Here is a 16,615-nt window from a genome sequence, read left to right as displayed (position 1 = left end):
TCGGACCAACATTGGCCTTGCCAACAAAACGTTGGCCGAGCCAACGATTGGTTGATGGGGAGACGACGATGACCGGCTACGACATCCAGACCCTGGCGGACCGCGCGGAGATCACCGACCTGTTCGTGAGCCTGGGCCGCTGCCTGGACGAGCACGACTTCGACGGGCTGAAGGAGGTCCTCACCGAGGACGTCGTGGGGACCACCCCCGGCGGGACCAAGGAAGGGCGCCAGGCGCTGATCGAGCAGGCGCGCGCGAACCACGAGGGCTACGAGCGCCTGGCGCACCAGTTCAACAGCGTCCTGGTGAAGGTCGAGGGGGACACCGGCACGGTGCGCGCCTACGTGACCGGTGCGTTCGGGCACACCGACAGCCCCGAGCCGGTCCGCGTCCTCGTCGGGGAGTACCGCAACAAGGTGGTGCGGACCGCCGAGGGCTGGCGGATCAGCGAGCTGACGGTGCGGCCGGTGTTCCGGGTGGGGGAGCCGGCTCCGGCGCTGTGAAGGTCAGCGCACAGCGATGAAGTCCTCGGGATCCCGCAGAGCTGCCGGAGTCGGCGCCTCTGCGGGTTTCCCTATAGCGATGACTCCCAGCGGTTCCCATCCGTCGGGAAGCGCTAAGAGTTCCCTGACGGAGTCAGAGTCTGCGTTCATCCATGTAGAACCGATGCCGTCGGCCGAGAGCGTGACCAGGAAGTTCTCCACGGCAGCGCCGAGCGACGCTGTGAGGAGCTCCGTACTCACGGACGCTGTAGCGAGATAACAGGGGACGACCAGATAAGGCGCGGCCTCAAGAACAGAGTCGGCCAACGCGCTGGCGAACGCCTTGCGCCCGGTCTCGGATTCCACCAGCACGAACCGCCACGGCGTCGTCCCGCTCTCGGTGGCGGAAGCGGACAAAGGAGCTGGGGCGGTCAACGCGGCGGCCACAGCGCCGCGCACCGTCTCCCCGGACACCGGATCCGAGGCGAACCACCGCGTCGTCCGGCGCCGCAGCACCCCCTCGCGCATCGCCTCGGTGGTCCCGAGCGAGAACATGTCGTTCTCCGCGGACCGGATCAGCGGCCGGACGCCGAGTCCGGGCTCCGCGGTCACCAGGTCGCCCAGCCCGCGGATCACCGCGACCGGCACGCCGTCGGCCTTGCCCTTCACCACCTCGCCGGCCCCGGCCAGCTCGTCGGCCGTGGCCGCGGCCGTCACCAGCAGCTCGTTGCCGAAGGCGTCAATCGTGCCGCGGTGGTCCATGAGCGCGCTGAGGTAGGCGCAGCCGATGGCCACATCGGTCTGGCCCTCCCGCCACGGCCGCCCGAAGGTGTCGGTCACGATCACGCCCACCGAGACGCCGAACCGGTCCCGCAGCGCGTCGGCGATGTCCCGTGCCGAGCCGTCTGGATCCTCGGGCAGCAGCAGCACCGTCCCGGCCGGGGTGTTGGAGGCGTCCACGCCGGCCGCGGCCATCACGAAGCCGTGCCGCGTCTGCACGATCCGGGTCGGCCCGCGGCGCGCCACCAGGCGCACCATCTCGGCGTCGATCGCGGCCTCGCGGTCGTCGGCCCGGACCACCCGGCCCTCGGCCTTGGACAGGATCTTGGAGGTGACGCACAGGATGTCGCCGTCCCGCAGGCCCAGCCCGGAGGCGGTGACCGCGGCGCCGATCAGCGCCGCCACGTCGTCGCCGGGTCCGACCTCGGGGATGCCGCCGACGGCGTGCACCGTGTAGGAGGAGTCGGCCATCGGTCAGCGCTGGTTCGAGGAGATCTCGGCGGCCAGGTCCAGCGCCGCCCGCGCCATCGCCCGCGTCGCCTCCGGCGAGGACATCATCAGCGGGACCGCGCGGCAGGCGATGCCGGCGGCCTCGACCTCGGCGACCGCCGCGGCGTCCGCGTCGGCGTCGACGAGCCAGCCGTCCAGCAGGTCCGCGCCGTAGTGCCGGGCGACGGCCGCCGCCGACACCTGCACCCCGACCGCGGCCAGCACCTTGTCGGCCATGCCGCGCACCGGGCCGCCGCCGACGATCGGCGACAGGCCCACCACCGGGGCCGAAGCGCCGGCCACGGCCTCCCGGATGCCCGGGATCGCCAGGATGGTGCCGACCGACACCACCGGGTTCGACGGCGGCAGCACGATCACGTCCGCCTCGGCGATCGCCTCCAGTACGCCCGGGGCCGGCTTGGCGTGCTCCACGCCGACCGAGACGACGGCCCGTGCGTCGGGCGCGTGCATCCGGACCCAGTACTCCTGGAAGTGGACTGCGCGGCGCCCGCCCGGGGCCTCGGCGTCGTCGACCACGACGTGGGTCTCGACCCGCTCGTCGGTGGAGGGCAGCAGCCGCACCGGGAGCTCCCAGCGGGTGCACAGGGCCTCGGTGACCGCCGACAGCGGGTAGCCGGCGCCCATCATCTGCGTGCGCACCAGGTGCGTGGCGATGTCCTTGTCGCCGAGCGTGAACCAGTCCGGGCCCACGCCGTACGCCTTCAGCTCGTCGGCCACCCCGAAGGTCTCGTCGACCCGGCCCCAGCCCTGCCCCTCGTGGATCCCGCCGCCGAGGGTGTACATGACGGTGTCCAGGTCCGGACAGATCCGCAGGCCGTGCATGGTCATGTCGTCGCCGACGTTGCCGATCACGGTGACGTCGGCCTCGGGGGCGGCCGCGAGCAGGCCGCGGAGGAAGCGGGCTCCGCCGACGCCTCCGGCAAGGGCTGTGATGCGCATGCGAACAGTATTTCAGGAGGCGAAGCGCTGCCGGGCTGCGTCCCACCGCAGACCGGCGGCCGCCAGCCCGTCGGCGCGCGCCGCGGCGGCGAGATCGGCGATCGTCACCGTGGGTTCGGGGATCACGATGTCCGGGTGCGGGGTGGCGCCGAGGAACAGCGCGAGCAGGTCCGGCGCGAGCGCGTCGTGGGAGAACGTGAGGCCGGCGGTCGCCGCCGGGGAAGCCTGGTCCGGCATGGGGGAAAACTCCGCAAGGACGTCCGGCCTCCGACGGGCCGGGCAACGGTCGGGTCTGTGGGTTCGGTCAGCTGTGACAGCGACAGCGACAACACAGACCGCGACAGGACTCCATGGCGTCCATCGCGGCGCGCGCACCGGTGACCAGCGCGGCGGCGGGGGCAAGGCCCCGGCGGCGCTCGGCGGTCACGATGCGTGCGTTCATGATGCCCCCACCCCATCCGGCGACCGGTGCCGCTGTCAAGCGGCGTCCGCATGGTGGGGGCGCGTATTAGCTCCAACAGGTGAATCGCATGGTCGCTACCAGATCCCGGCTTGACGGCCCGGTAATGACGCGCGTGTAATTTCAAACGTGTCGTGATGATCTCCGCACGGGGAGTGATCTTCTTCTGTGCGGACAAGGTAGGGCCAGGAGGCGTTGCGGTGGCCGAGGCCGCGGAGAACACAGAGGGCGCGGAAGAGGCTTGTCACGCCGAGGTGTACCGCATCTACCCGCTCCACAACGGGGTCGACGAGGACCGCGGTTGGCAGTCCCGCGCGCTGTGCGCGCAGACCGACCCCGAGTCCTTCTTCCCGGAGAAGGGCGGGTCGACCCGGGAGGCGAAGAAGATCTGCCTCAACTGCGAGGTCAAGGCCGAGTGCCTGTCCTACGCGCTGTCCAACGACGAGCGCTTCGGGATCTGGGGCGGGCTGTCCGAGCGGGAGCGCAGACGGCTTAAGCGCGCCGCCGTGTGACCAGCGGTATGACACCGGCATGACCAGCGGAATGGCCGGCCGCGCGATACCGGTATGACCGGTTCGCCCGGGATCCGTCGGCCGCGGAGACTTACTGAACAGGACCTGTGGAGGACTCTTCAGTAAGTGCTCCGCGGCCGCTTTCTCCTTGCCCGGGAACGCAATTCGGGCATAACGGCATAGCCGGTCAGCATCCTCGAACCCTCGCGTATGGTGGTCCCTCAGTCCGCCCCCGAGCGGGGATTCCCGAGACCGGAGCCGGTGCCAGCGCAGCATGTCCCAGTACCCAGAGTCCGGATACCGCACCGGCGGCCTGGCCGCCACCGGCCAGTTCCCCGCCGGGGCCTACGGCGCACAGCCCGGCGGGACCGGGCAGTTCGCCGTGGCCGACGTCGAGGCCCGCCGCCGGGCCGCCGCCGAGGCGGCGGTCAACGCCTTCCCGAACCACGTGGTCACCGCCGTGATCGTCGCCCACGACGGCGCGCGCTGGCTGGACGACTCCCTCAAGGGCCTGCTCGGGCAGCTGCGCGCGCCCCAGCGGGTCCTGGCCGTGGACACCGGTTCCAAGGACGACTCCCTGGCCATCCTGGACGAGAACCTCGGCCCGGAGTCGGTGCTGCATACCAAGCGCAACACCGGTTTCGGCACCGCGGTGAACCACGCGCTCAAGGCCGCCCCGGTCGCCGACTTCGACCTCTACGGCCGCGGCGACGGCCAGGTGGTGGAGTGGCTGTGGCTGCTGCACGACGACTCCGAGCCCGCCCCCGACGCCCTGCTGCGGCTGCTGGAGGTGGGGGACCGCAATCCCGCCGCGGGCGTCATCGGCCCCAAGATCCGCGGCTGGGTCGACCGCGAGCAGCTGCTCGAGGTCGGCGTCACCGTCACCGCCGACGGCCGCCGCTGGACCGGCCTGGAGGACGGCGAGCACGACCAGGGCCAGCACGCCGAGCCGACCCCGGTGCTCTCGGTGTCCAGCGCCGGCATGCTCATCCGGCGCGAGGTCTGGGACCGGCTGCGCGGCTTCGACCGCGCCATCCCGATGTTCCGCGACGACCTGGACTTCTGCTGGCGCGCGAACAACGCCGGCTACGAGGTGCTCACCGCGCCCAAGGCGGTGTTCTGGCACGCCGAGGCGGCCGCCCGCGGCGAGCGGCGGATCAGCGCCGGCGTCTCGCGGCCGCACTTCGAGGACCGCCAGCACGCGCTGTACGCGGTCACCGTCAACCACACCGGCCGCTTCCCGATACTGACGTTCCTGCGCCTGTTCTTCTGGTCGCTGCTGCGCGCGATCGGCCTGGTGCTCAACAAGGCCCCGCTGACGGCGGCGGACGAGGTCCTGGCGGCCCTGGCCTACGCCGGCCGCCTGGACCGCATCGTGCGCGCCCGGCGTGCGCGGGCGCGCACCAGGGCGCAGGGCCCGGTGGACCTGTCCGGACTGTTCCCCTCGCGGCTGCAGGTCTTCCGCCACACCTTCGAGGACGCGTTCGAGGGCTTCCGCTCCCGGAACCAGCGCGACGAGGAGGCCACCAGCGGCTCCATCGAGAGCGGCCCGGTCTCCGAGGAGGCCGAGTCCTTCGACTCCGGGACGCCGTGGCTGATCCGCGCGGTCCGGATGCCCGGCAACTTCGTGTGGCTGGCGCTGACCGTCGTGATGATGGTGTCCGCGCGGAACCTGCTGACCGGCGGCCGCCTCATGGGCGGCGCCCTGCTGCCCGCGCCCAACGGCGCCACCGACCTCTGGCACGACTTCCTGGCCCCCTGGCACGGTGTGGCCACCGGCTCCACTTCCCCGGCGCCGCCGTACCTGGCGGTCGTGGCCCTGCTCGGCACGCTGCTGTTCGGCCACGCCAGCCTTGCGGTGACGGTCCTGTTGCTCGGCTCCGTGCCGTTGTCCGGACTCACCGCCTACGCGGTCCTCAAGCGCACCGTCTCCTCCAGCGCCATGCGGGTCTGGGGAGCGGCCGCCTACGCGCTGCTGCCCGCGGCCACCGGCGCGATCTCCGGCGGCCGGCTGGGCTCGGCGGTCGGCATCACGCTGCTGCCTCTGGCGGCCTCCGGCGTGCTGCTCGCCATAGGCGGACCGGGACGTAAGGGTTCTGTGCGCGCCGCATGGCCGGCCGCCTTCGCGATCGCCATCGCCATGGCGTTCGCCCCGATCATCTGGGTGCTGGCCGCGGTGCTCGCCGCCGGCGCCACGCTGACCGTGTTCTGGCGCTCCACCGCCGACTTCGCCACCGTGCTGGTCCGCCTGGCGATCCTGCTCGTGACGCCGATCGCGGTGCTCATGCCGTGGTCGCTGCAGCTGGTCAAGCACCCGGCGGCGTTCCTGCTGGAGCCCGGCCTGCCGCCGGTGCCCGGCACCCAGCCGGACCCCACGCACCTGCTGCTGGCCAACCCCGGCGGCCCGGGCACCTACACCTACTGGTTCACCGGCGGCCTGTTCCTCGCCGGCCTGGCCGGCCTGCTGCGCAGCGGCCCGCGCCGCCGCCTGAGCTTCGCCGGCTGGACGCTGGCGCTGGCCGGCTTCGCCGCCGGGCTGCTGGCGCTCCAGGTGCGCCCGACCGGCCTGGCCGGCGGCCTGCCGCAGCAGCCCTGGAGTGGCGTGCCGACCGCGGCGATCGGCTTCGGCCTGATCGTGGCCGCGGTGATCGGCGCCGAGGGCGCGCGCGACTACTTCCAGGCCTCGCAGCTGAGCTGGCGCCAGCCGGCCGCGCTGGTGGTGACGCTGGCCGCGGTCGCCACCCCGGTCGCCGCGGCGGGCTGGTGGATCACCCACGGCGTCGCCGGACCGGTCCAGCGGGCCACCGCGGACTTCCGCCCGGCGGTGGTCTCGGTGCAGTCCCAGATGCCCGACCAGCCGCGGGCCCTGATCCTGGGCTCCGGCGCGCAGACCGTGATCGGCTACGGCATCGTCCGGGACAACGGCGCCAGCCTCGGCGACGCCGACTACCAGGTCCCGGCGGCCGACGCCGCCCGGATCAACACCCTGGTCGGCGGCCTGCTCTCGGACTCCGGCGGCAGCGAGCTGCAGGGGCTGGCGTCCCTGGGCGTCCGCTACGTGGTCGGCATGAAGACGCTGAGCCCGGACTACGTCCACATCCTCGACGCCACCCCCGGCCTGAACCGGCAGTCGCAGATCCAGGGCGTCAACCTCTGGATGATCTCCAACCCGGCCTCCCGGCTCTCGCTGCGCGGTCCCGGCACCACGGACCCCAAGGCGCTGCAGCAGATCAGCGCCGGCGACCGCACGATGAAGGCGACCGTGGCCGCCGGCCAGGACGGCCGCCAGCTGGTGCTCGCCGAGGACGCGGACAGCAACTGGTCGGCGCGGATGAACGGGACCGACCTGCCACGGGTCACGATCGACGGCTGGGCGCAGGGCTTCCAGCTGCCGGCCGCCGGCGGCACGGTGACCGTCACGTACTCGGACATGTCGCGCACCGTGTGGCTGGTGGCCGAGGGCTTGATCTTCCTGTTCGCACTGATCATGGCGCTGCCGACGGGCAGCCGGGCGGAGAACCGGGGTCCGGCCTCCGAGGCCGACGACTACGTCCCGCCGAGCCTGCCCGGCCAGCACAGCCGCGAGCAGGAGGCCGAGCCCGAGCTCGAACCGGAGCCGGAACTCGTTCCGCAGGCCGAGGCCGACTATCCCGCTTATCAGAACGAATACGAGGGCGGGTACGACCAGTACCAGCAGCAGGAGCAGTACCCGCAGGAGCAGTACCAGCAAGAACAGTACCCACAAGAGCAATACCAGCAAGAGCAGTACGTGCAGCCGGATCCGTACGCGCAGCAGTACCAACACGATCCGTACGCACAGCAGCCGGACGCATATGCGCAGCAGCAACCAGATCCCTATGCGCAGCACCAGGCACCCGGGTACGGCAGCGGTGAATACGCCGGTACCGAGTACGCCGGTACTGAATATGCCGGTACCGAATACGGCAACCACGAGTACGGCGCCGTCGAGTACAGCGGCGAGTACGAGAACCCCGAAGCGTACGGCGGCTACCTGCGCCCCGGCACCGGCGAATACGAGCGCCCCGACTTCGAGACCGACGACTACCGGCAGGGAGGCCACCGATGACCCGGCAGACCCGTCCGGCGCGTCCCGGCGCCGGCGACCGCCCCCAGCGCCCCGCGCGCTCCACCGGAGCCGGCCCCGCCGGCGCCGGCGTCCCCCGAGGCCGCGCGCTGGCCAAGACCCGCACCTCGCCGATCTCCACCTTCGGCGCCCTCGGCGCGGTCGCGGTGGTCCTGCTGGCCGGCCTCGGCTACGGCTTCTCGACCCGGAACCAGGACAAGTCCGCGATCAGTGAGCAGACCTCGCGCACCCTGCCGATCGGCAGCGCCACGGGGGTCTGCCAGGGCGAGGTCGGCGCCGGCACCGACACCTCGACGACGCTGACCACGTTCACCCCCTCCGGCAACGCCGCCACCGGCACCGACGGCGCGGGCGTGCAGTACGTCGACGGCAAGCCCTTCGCCGCGCTGAAGATCGGGGCCGCCGGCGCCCGCTCGACCGCCCAGCAGGTCACGCAGTTCAACAGCGTCACCGACGACGCCGGGCTGCCGCGCTCGGTCCCGCTGGTCTTCCAGGCCAACGGCTCCTACGCCCCCGGCTTCACCTCCAGCGAACTGCTCCGCAGCGACAGCGGGGTGCAGCGCGGCATGGCCGCCACCCCCTGCACCGCTCCGAGCACCGACTTCTGGTTCGCCGGGGTCTCGGTGGGCACCGCCGACCGCGACTCCTACCTGTACCTGGCGAACACCGACAACGCGCCGGCGACGGTCAACCTGACCTTCTTCGGCCAGGACGGCAAGATCGACACCGGCACCGTCGGCCACGACATCACGGTCCTGCCCAAGACCTCGGCGCAGTTCCTGCTCAGCACCGAGCTCGGCGCCTCCGCGCAGGCCAGCGCGGTGGCCAGCGTGCACGTCACGACCACCGCGGGCCGGGTCGCGGCCCAGGTGCTGGACATCGACAAGCCGCAGCAGAGCGACGTCAAGACCGGCCGCGGCATGGACTTCATCCCGGCCCAGACGCCGGCCGAGGCCGCCCAGACGACCCAGACCATCCCGGGCATCCCCGCGCCCGGGAACAACACCCTGACGAAGTTCGACCTCGTCATCACCTCCACCAGCGACGTGCCGGTCAGCATCGACCACGTCTACTGGTACGGCAAGGGCGGCCGGTTCGAGCTGTCGGGGCAGACGCAGGACCCGGGTAAGGGCTACACGAAGCGCGACAGCCCCTTGAGCATCGACCCGGGCAAGACGGTCATACTGAACATGCTCCCCGACGACCGCGACAAGACCGAGTCCGCGGCGCTGCAGATCGTCGGCAGCGGCGGCTCGTTCGTCAGCGGCGTCCGGCTGGTCGAGACGGACCAGAAGAGCAACACCCTGGACACCGCCTACCTGGCCCCGACCCCGCCGGTGAGCAACCAGGCGATCGTGGCCGACAGCAACATCGGCGGCGCGGCCGCCACCACGCTGATCCTCACCAGCACCGGGACCAAGGGGTCGACGGTCCAGGTCACGACCGTCGGCGCGGACGGCAAGGCGGCCCAGGACCAGGTGCAGATCCCGGCCAACAGCACGGTCGCCTACACGCCGAAGGCCACGTCGTGGTTCACCACGATCGTCCAGCCCCAGCCCGGATCCGATCCGGTGTACGGCGCCCGCATTCTGTCGGACCTGCCGGGCAAGGGCGGGATGCAGGTCACCGCGGAGACGCTGCAGGACGCGCGGTTGTCGGCGGCGGTGCCGCCGGTCGCGCCGGACCTGTCCGGTGCGGTCACGCGCTGAGAACACGCATATAAGGAACTAACACCTTATATATAGGGGAAAGCGGACGGCTGACTCGTCAGTCGTCCGCGTCCCGTCCCTCGTCCACTTCGTCGGGCTCCATGCCCAGAAGTTCCGCGACCTGCTCCACGACCACTTCGTAGACCAGGTCCGCAAGTTCCGGCCGCCCGGCCGCCCGGGCCTCCACCGGCCGCCGGTACACCACGATCCGGACCGGCTCGCCGGGGCGGTCGGCGATCACCCGGCCCAGCGGGACGGCCTCCTCGCTCCAGTGCTCGGTGTCGGCCGGCGGGACCTCCTCCACCGCCAGCTCCACCTCGGCCAGCCGCGGCCAGCGGCGCTCCAGGCGCTCCACGGCGTCCAGGACCAGCTCGTCGAACTGCTCGGCGCGCGTCAAGGCCAGCGGGACCTGCGGAGGGGCCAGCGGTCCGCGAAGGCCCCGCCCCCGCCGGTCACGCGTATGCTTCCGGCGGCGCGGCTCCTGACCGGCCCCCGACCTGATCGAGGCAGTGATGGGCACGCGTCGAGCGTAACCGGCGATCCGCCCCTCGGCGACAGTCATTCCCGGCGTGTCGGAGCGGCTACGCCGTGACCTCGGCTTTCGCCCGGATGGCGGCTCAGCGCCGGTTCAGCGCCGGTTCAGCGCTCGGGATCGGGCAGGGCTCGCAGGTGGCCCCGGGCGCGCGAGAGGACCGCACCGTCCCCGTCGTCCCCGCGCTCCCCTCGGTTCCCGCGTTCCCCACGCGGCCCGCGAGCGGCCTCCCGTACCGCGTTGGCCAGGGCTTCGAGGTCGTCCGACGAGGGCTGGGAGGGTCCCGGGTCGGGCTCGGTCAACCGCAGCACGGCCCACCCGCGCGGGGCGGTCAGCCGGGTCGAGTGCTCGGCGCACAGGTCATAGCTGTGCGGCTCGATATAGGCGGCCAAAGGGCCGAGGACGGCGGTGGAGTCCGCGTACACGTACGTGAGCGTCGCGACGGCCGGACGGCTACACGCGGTTCGCGAACATCTGCGGGCTGGGCTCACTTGGTGGAGATTAGCGCTTGCCGGCGCGGATGGAACACTGGCACGCCCTACGTCATTCTCAGGGTCGTCCGGGTGGGTCCTCCCGGTGACCACCGCACCACTGGGACCGGCCGCCCAAGATAGGCTCGACGCCGCAAGCAGCCGCACATAGGACTAGAACTGAAAGCGGGAGCCAGTGGCCGGGCACGACTTGTCACAGATCGTCAAGGCATACGACGTACGCGGGGTGGTCCCGGACCAGCTCGACGAGACCGACACCGAGGCGCTGGGCGCGGCGTTCGCCGACTTCGTCGGCGCCCCCTCCGTGGTCGTCGGCCACGACATGCGCCCCAGCTCCCCGGACCTGGCCGCGGCCTTCGCCCGCGGCGCCGCCTCCCGGGGCGTGGACGTGGTGGAGATCGGGCTGGCCTCCACCGACCTGCTCTACTTCGCCTCCGGCGCGCTGGACATGCCCGGCGCGATGTTCACGGCCAGCCACAACCCGGCGAAGTACAACGGCATCAAGATGTGCAAGGCCGGCGCGGCGCCGATCGGGCAGGAGTCCGGTCTGGTCCAGATCCGCCAGGCCGCGCAGGAGGTGCTGGACGGCACCCCGCTGCCGCCGTCGAACAAGACCGGCACCATCACCGAGCGCGCGATGCTCGACGAGTACGCCGCGTACCTGAACAAGCTGGTCGACCTGTCGGCGATCCGCCCGCTGAAGGTGGTCGTCGACGCGGCCAACGGCATGGGCGGCTACACGGTGCCGACCGTCTTCAAGGGGCTGCCGCTCGAGGTCGTCGACCTCTACTTCGAGCTCGACGGCACCTTCCCGAACCACGAGGCCAACCCGCTGGACCCGAAGAACCTGGTCGACCTGCAGCGCGCGGTGGTCGAGCACGGCGCCGACCTCGGCCTGGCCTTCGACGGCGACGCCGACCGCTGCTTCGTGGTCGACGAGCGCGGCGAGCCGGTCTCGCCGTCCACGATCACCGCCCTGGTCGCGGTCCGCGAGCTGGCCAAGCACCCCGGCGCCACGATCATCCACAACCTGATCACCTCGGCGGCGGTGCCCGAGATCGTGCGCGAGCACGGCGGCGTGCCGGTCCGCACCCGGGTCGGCCACTCCTTCATCAAGCAGGAGATGGCCACCAGCGGCGCGGTCTTCGGCGGCGAGCACTCGGCGCACTACTACTTCCAGGACTTCTGGAAGGCCGACACCGGCATGCTGGCCGCGATGCACGTGCTGGCCGCGCTCGGCGGGCAGGACGCCCCGCTGTCGGAGCTGGCCGCGGACTACACCCGCTACGCGGCCTCCGGCGAGATCAACAGCGAGGTCGCCGACCAGGCCGGCCGCTCGGCCGCGGTCCGGGCGGCGTTCGAGAGCCGGCCCGGCGTCACCGTGGACGAGCTCGACGGGCTCACGGTCACCGGCGAGGGCTGGTGGTTCAACGTGCGGCCGTCGAACACCGAGCCGCTGCTGCGCCTGAACATCGAGGCGGCCGACGCCGACGCGGTGGCCGCGCTGCGCGACGAGGTGCTGGGCATCATCCGCGCCTGACCGTCCGCCGACCACCCCACCACCGATTCGATTGGAGCCCTCCCGTGATCGAGCCCTCCCTGCTGGAGATCCTCGCCTGCCCGAAGTGCCACGCCCCGCTGCGCGAGGAGGAAGCCGCCTCCGCGCTGGCGTGCACCAACTCGGAGTGTGCGCTGGTGTACCCGGTCCGTGACGGGATCCCGGTCCTGCTCATCGACGAGGCCACCAAGGCTGCGTGAGCGGCAGGGCCCCACGACCCGCTACATTCATAAACGCAACGTCAGCCGACGAAACAGGAGAAACGCCGTGAGCGTCCTCACTCCGAGCGACTACAAGGTCGCTGACCTGTCCCTGGCCGAATTCGGCCGCAAGGAGATCACCCTGGCCGAGCACGAGATGCCCGGCCTGATGGCGATCCGCGCCGAGTACGCGGAGGCGCAGCCGCTGCGCGGGGCGCGCATCTCGGGCTCGCTGCACATGACAGTGCAGACCGCGGTCCTCATCGAGACCCTCGCGGCCCTCGGTGCCGAGGTGCGCTGGGCCTCCTGCAACATCTTCTCCACGCAGGACCACGCCGCCGCGGCGATCGTGGTCGGCCAGGGCACGCCGGAGGCTCCGGCCGGCATCCCGGTCTTCGCCTGGAAGGGCGAGACCCTGGAGGAGTACTGGTGGTGCACGGACCGGATGCTGCGGTGGCCGGACTCCGGCGACGGCAACACCGGTCCGAACATGATCCTGGACGACGGCGGCGACGCCACCATGCTGGTCCACAAGGGCACCGAGTTCGAGAAGGCCGGCGCCGTGCCGGCCGCCGCGGCCGGCGACAGCGAGGAGTGGCAGGTCTTCCTGGAGCTGCTGCGCCGCTCGCTGAGCGAGGACGGCAACCGCTGGACCGCCATCGGCGAGCGCATCAAGGGCGTCACCGAGGAGACCACCACCGGCGTGCACCGGCTGTACGAGATGGCCAAGGAGGGCTCGCTGCTCTTCCCGGCGATCAACGTCAACGACTCGGTCACCAAGAGCAAGTTCGACAACAAGTACGGCTGCCGGCACTCGCTGGTCGACGGCATCAACCGCGCCACCGACGTGCTGATCGGCGGCAAGGTCGCGGTCGTGTGCGGCTACGGCGACGTGGGCAAGGGCTGCGCCGAGTCGCTGCGCGGCCAGGGCGCCCGGGTGATCGTCACCGAGGTCGACCCGATCTGCGCCCTGCAGGCGGCGATGGACGGCTTCCAGGTGGCGACGCTGCAGGACGTGGTCGGCATCGGGGACATCTTCGTCACCGCGACCGGCAACAAGGACATCATCATGGCCGCCGACATGGCCGCGATGAAGCACCAGGCGATCGTCGGCAACATCGGCCACTTCGACAACGAGATCGACATGGCCGGCCTGGCCAAGATCCCGGGCATCGACAAGGTCGAGGTCAAGCCGCAGGTCCACACCTGGAAGTTCCCCGACGGCAAGACGATCATCGTGCTGTCCGAGGGCCGGCTGCTGAACCTGGGCAACGCCACCGGCCACCCCAGCTTCGTGATGTCGAACTCGTTCACCAACCAGGTGATCGCGCAGATCGAGCTGTTCACGAAGACCGCGGACTACCCGATCGGCGTCTACGTGCTGCCCAAGCACCTGGACGAGAAGGTGGCGCGGCTGCACCTGGACGCGCTCGGGGTGCGGCTGACGAAGCTGTCGCCGGAGCAGGCCGCTTACATCGGCGTGCAGGTCGAGGGACCGTACAAGCCTGAGCACTACCGGTACTGAGATACGTGTACGAAGCCCGGCTCCGCTAAGCGGAGCCGGGCTTCGGCATTCACTGGGCTTCTTCAGACTGGCGGCTTGAAACCGTCCTCCTCAGCGCTGGCGGCAGGCTCGGGCATGCTTTCCGGAATCCGGTCCTGTACTTGGGGCACTGACATAGCCGGAGCTGCGACCTCCGCGTAGACAGGAGTCTGTCCCGGACCCCGCGCCCACGCCTCCCACTGTGCCTTTTCGACGGACCGCATCTGCCGTACCCGCCGCTCCGCGGTGATCGCCGCCAGGTACGCCCACGGCGGCGTCCCGGCGGGAGGCAGGGCGACGTACCGCATGACCTCTGTCGCCAACTCGTGCCCCATGCGCGCGGCGACGTCCGGGCGCATCTCGTGCATGCGCGTCAGGTACTGGCGCGCGGACAGGGCGACGTCGTCGGGCAGCGCGGACAGGTCCAGTTGCTGGGCCCAGCCGAGCAGCGGGTACGGCATCGCCAGCGACGCCATGCCCGACGCGCTCACGCCGGCGTCGGGGGCCCGGTCGCGGACCACGACCGTCCCGGCCAGCCAGTCGCCGGTGCGGCGGCCCTGCTTAGAGCAGAACGAGGTGACCACCGCGAGCACACCGACGGTGGCGTAAAGGTCGAAGATCCCGGTGAGCGCGCGGACCAGGGCGTGCCGGAACCGCACCGGGCCGCCGTCGGTGCGCACGACGCGCAGCCCCAGCGCCATCTTGCCCAGGGTGCGCCCGCGGGTGACCGTCTCCAGCAGTGCCGGATACCCGACCACCACCGCGACCGTCATGACGATCATCAGCCCGGCCATCACGGCGTCGTCGACCGTCCCGGCCGAGGCGACGATCCCGAGCACGGCGGCGAGCACACCGAGCAGACCGGCCTGCACGAGCAGGTCCAGGAGCCGGGCCAGTGCCCGGCTGGGCAGCTTGGCGAGCCGGAGGTCCAGGGCCACGCCCTCGCCGATGACCAGATCGCTCAAGGTCGTTGTCTCCACTCCGGGCCGCTGACATTGTTGCGGCAACCGTAGACCGCTCATACCGTGGGCGCACAGTTTCTCACCGGAGACTTCTTACAGAGGCGGGGCTTGCGACGTGGACATCGACGCATACGCGGCGGCGCACCGTGCAGAGTGGTCCCGCCTCGCGCAGTTGTCGAACCGGAGCCGCGCTCTGGACGGCGCTGAAGCGGACGAACTGGTGGCGCTCTACCAGAACGTCGCCACACACCTGTCTGTAGTGAGGTCCGCGGCGCCGGACGCTGTAGTGGTCGGCCACCTGTCCTCCCTTCTGGCGACCGCGCGCGGTGCCATCTCCGGGCCGCGGGTTCCGGCGTGGAGAGAGCTCCTGTACTTCTTCACGGACGGCTTCCCCGCCGCGCTCTATAGAGCGCGACGCTGGTGGATCGCCACTGCGGTGGTGTCGTTGGTGGCCGCGTTCTTCATGGGCTGGTACATCGCGGCGAATCCGCGGGTCCAGGGGGAGCTGGCTTCTCCCGATCTCGTGAACGGGGTCTTCCGGCCCGGCGGTCAGTTCGAGACGTACTACACGGAGTTCAGTCCGGGGTCGTTCGGCTTCAAGGTGTGGGTGAACAACGCCTGGGTGTCCGCCCTGGCTTTGTTCGGGGGAGTGACTCTGGTCTTCCCTTTCGTCGCCATGTACATGAACACGGCGAACCTGGCCATCGACGGCGGATTCATGGCGGCGCACGGCCGCTTCGGCACGTTCCTGTCGCTCGTGGCACCGCACGGAATGCTGGAACTGAGCGCGGTCTTCGTGGCCGGCGGCTGTGGGATGCGGATCGCGTGGACGCTCCTGTCGCCGGGGCCGCGGACCCGGGGCGAGGCGCTGGGGGAGCAGGGACGGGTCCTCGGGACGATGGCGCTCGGGCTGGCGTGCGTGCTGCTGGTGTCCGGCTCGATCGAGGGGTTCGTGACCGGGCACACGTCCGCTCCGGTGCGTCTGACGATCGGTTTCACGGCCGAGACGCTGTTCCTCGTGTACGTGTTCTACGTCGGCCGCAGGGCCGCGATGCGCGGCGAGACAGGGGACGTGAGCAGGGCGGACAGGGCGGACGCGGTACCCACGAGGGCTTAGTCGCCCGGCCGGCGTCCGATCAGCGAACCGATGGTTTCAGCCCTCTGAGTGATGGGTAGACACGGTCGATTGGTATGCGGCCTCAGACGTGTGCCATACTTACGGAGTTCCCCTCCATGAACCGGCAACGGCCTTCGGGTTGACACGCCTGTTCGGGGAACGTAAGTTAGACGGGTTGCTGTCAAGCGGGAGCGGCGGGCGAGAGCCCAAAGAAACCATGCTAGAGTAACCAAGCCGCCGAGGCAAGGATTCGAAAAAGAATCCCAATCGGCAATCGCAATAAAGCACTGGTTGATGAAAACCGGCTGAAATTGCGGAAAACGCAGAGGATCTGCTAAGATCTAAAGCGAAGCAAGACAAGAGAAAAGAAAAACAGAGCAAGACCTGACAACGCCGGGTCGCAGCCGATCGGAACGAAGGTTCCGGGGTCGAGTGGTTCGGGCGTCTGTTTCTTGAGAACTCAACAGTGTGTGACGAATTGTGATGCCATGCGACCTCGGTCCTGCGCCCCTATGTTGGGCGATGGTCCGAGTGTCTTGAACACATGGTTGGTAGACGACTCCCGACCCCCGTCGGGATGTTCGGTCTACTTGCCAGGTGACTCTTCTGACACCTCTGCTGACCTTATTCCGGTCGGCTGGTGATAATCATCAATGGAGAGTTTGATCCTGGCTCAGGACGAACGCTGGCGGCGTGCTTAACACATGCAAGTCGA

14 protein-coding genes and 1 rRNA gene are annotated in these 16,615 nt (G+C 70.5%); 9 read left to right on the top strand and 6 right to left on the bottom strand.

Annotation, left to right across the window (positions count from 1 at the left end; all coding sequences use genetic code 11):
- Positions 1-68: 68 nt before the first annotated feature.
- Positions 69-503, top strand: a complete 435-nt coding sequence (locus ABH926_RS00075) for a nuclear transport factor 2 family protein (RefSeq protein WP_370363130.1) — start codon at positions 69-71, stop codon at positions 501-503.
- Between the two features lie 3 nt (positions 504-506).
- Here the strand turns inward: ABH926_RS00075 and ABH926_RS00070 are convergent, their stop codons facing one another.
- From ABH926_RS00070 to ABH926_RS00060, 3 genes are read right to left on the bottom strand one after another with little or no spacing between them, the layout of a single operon-like run.
- Positions 507-1,733, bottom strand: a complete 1,227-nt coding sequence (locus ABH926_RS00070; protein ID WP_370363129.1) for a coenzyme F420-0:L-glutamate ligase — start codon at positions 1,731-1,733, stop codon at positions 507-509.
- A gap of 3 nt (positions 1,734-1,736) precedes the next feature.
- Positions 1,737-2,711, bottom strand: coding sequence for a 2-phospho-L-lactate transferase (cofD, locus tag ABH926_RS00065; RefSeq protein WP_370363128.1), 975 nt, complete (start codon positions 2,709-2,711; stop codon positions 1,737-1,739).
- A gap of 12 nt (positions 2,712-2,723) precedes the next feature.
- Positions 2,724-2,948 (bottom strand): hypothetical protein, encoded by a 225-nt coding sequence (locus ABH926_RS00060; RefSeq protein ID WP_370363127.1) that lies wholly within the window; start codon positions 2,946-2,948, stop codon positions 2,724-2,726.
- Between the two features lie 477 nt (positions 2,949-3,425).
- Between ABH926_RS00060 and ABH926_RS00055 the strand changes: the two genes are divergently transcribed.
- The 3 genes from ABH926_RS00055 (at position 3,426) to ABH926_RS00045 (ending at position 9,497) form a co-directional block, all read left to right on the top strand.
- Entirely contained in the window at positions 3,426-3,683 is a 258-nt protein-coding gene (locus ABH926_RS00055; RefSeq protein WP_194915663.1) for a WhiB family transcriptional regulator, read from the top strand.
- A gap of 274 nt (positions 3,684-3,957) precedes the next feature.
- On the top strand, positions 3,958-7,770 hold the full coding sequence (locus tag ABH926_RS00050; protein ID WP_370363126.1) for a glycosyltransferase family 2 protein: 3,813 nt from the start codon (positions 3,958-3,960) through the stop codon (positions 7,768-7,770).
- The gene (locus ABH926_RS00045; RefSeq protein ID WP_370363125.1) at positions 7,767-9,497 is read left to right on the top strand and encodes a DUF5719 family protein; all 1,731 of its coding nucleotides are present in this window, start codon (positions 7,767-7,769) and stop codon (positions 9,495-9,497) included. Before ABH926_RS00050 ends, ABH926_RS00045 begins: the two co-directional genes overlap by 4 nt.
- A gap of 58 nt (positions 9,498-9,555) precedes the next feature.
- Here the strand turns inward: ABH926_RS00045 and ABH926_RS00040 are convergent, their stop codons facing one another.
- Complete coding sequence (locus tag ABH926_RS00040) at positions 9,556-9,894, bottom strand: metallopeptidase family protein (protein WP_370363124.1); 339 nt, start codon at positions 9,892-9,894, stop codon at positions 9,556-9,558.
- A 242-nt stretch (positions 9,895-10,136) separates the two neighbouring features.
- Positions 10,137-10,520, bottom strand: a complete 384-nt coding sequence (locus tag ABH926_RS00035) for a DUF3499 domain-containing protein (RefSeq protein WP_370363123.1) — start codon at positions 10,518-10,520, stop codon at positions 10,137-10,139.
- 175 nt (positions 10,521-10,695) lie between these two features.
- Between ABH926_RS00035 and ABH926_RS00030 the strand changes: the two genes are divergently transcribed.
- The 3 genes from ABH926_RS00030 (at position 10,696) to ahcY (ending at position 13,803) form a co-directional block, all read left to right on the top strand.
- Positions 10,696-12,060, top strand: coding sequence for a phosphomannomutase/phosphoglucomutase (locus ABH926_RS00030; protein ID WP_370363122.1), 1,365 nt, complete (start codon positions 10,696-10,698; stop codon positions 12,058-12,060).
- A gap of 44 nt (positions 12,061-12,104) precedes the next feature.
- The gene (locus ABH926_RS00025) at positions 12,105-12,278 is read left to right on the top strand and encodes a Trm112 family protein (RefSeq protein WP_370363121.1); all 174 of its coding nucleotides are present in this window, start codon (positions 12,105-12,107) and stop codon (positions 12,276-12,278) included.
- A gap of 67 nt (positions 12,279-12,345) precedes the next feature.
- Positions 12,346-13,803, top strand: a complete 1,458-nt coding sequence (gene ahcY, locus ABH926_RS00020; protein WP_370363120.1) for an adenosylhomocysteinase — start codon at positions 12,346-12,348, stop codon at positions 13,801-13,803.
- Positions 13,804-13,865: 62 nt separating this feature from the next.
- Here the strand turns inward: ahcY and ABH926_RS00015 are convergent, their stop codons facing one another.
- The gene (locus tag ABH926_RS00015; protein ID WP_370363119.1) at positions 13,866-14,786 is read right to left on the bottom strand and encodes an RDD family protein; all 921 of its coding nucleotides are present in this window, start codon (positions 14,784-14,786) and stop codon (positions 13,866-13,868) included.
- A 112-nt stretch (positions 14,787-14,898) separates the two neighbouring features.
- Here ABH926_RS00015 and ABH926_RS00010 point away from each other — a divergent pair, with 112 nt between their 5' ends.
- Both ABH926_RS00010 and ABH926_RS00005 read left to right on the top strand, forming a co-directional pair.
- Positions 14,899-15,900 (top strand): stage II sporulation protein M, encoded by a 1,002-nt coding sequence (locus ABH926_RS00010; RefSeq protein WP_370363118.1) that lies wholly within the window; start codon positions 14,899-14,901, stop codon positions 15,898-15,900.
- Positions 15,901-16,550: 650 nt separating this feature from the next.
- A 16S ribosomal RNA gene (locus ABH926_RS00005) occupies positions 16,551-16,615 on the top strand; the annotation flags it as partial.

This window comes from Catenulispora sp. GP43 (assembly GCF_041260665.1).
In the GTDB taxonomy this organism is placed as follows: domain Bacteria; phylum Actinomycetota; class Actinomycetes; order Streptomycetales; family Catenulisporaceae; genus Catenulispora.
The sequence above is the reverse complement of the archived record's forward strand: the minus strand, read 5'-3'. Positions and strand labels throughout refer to the sequence as shown.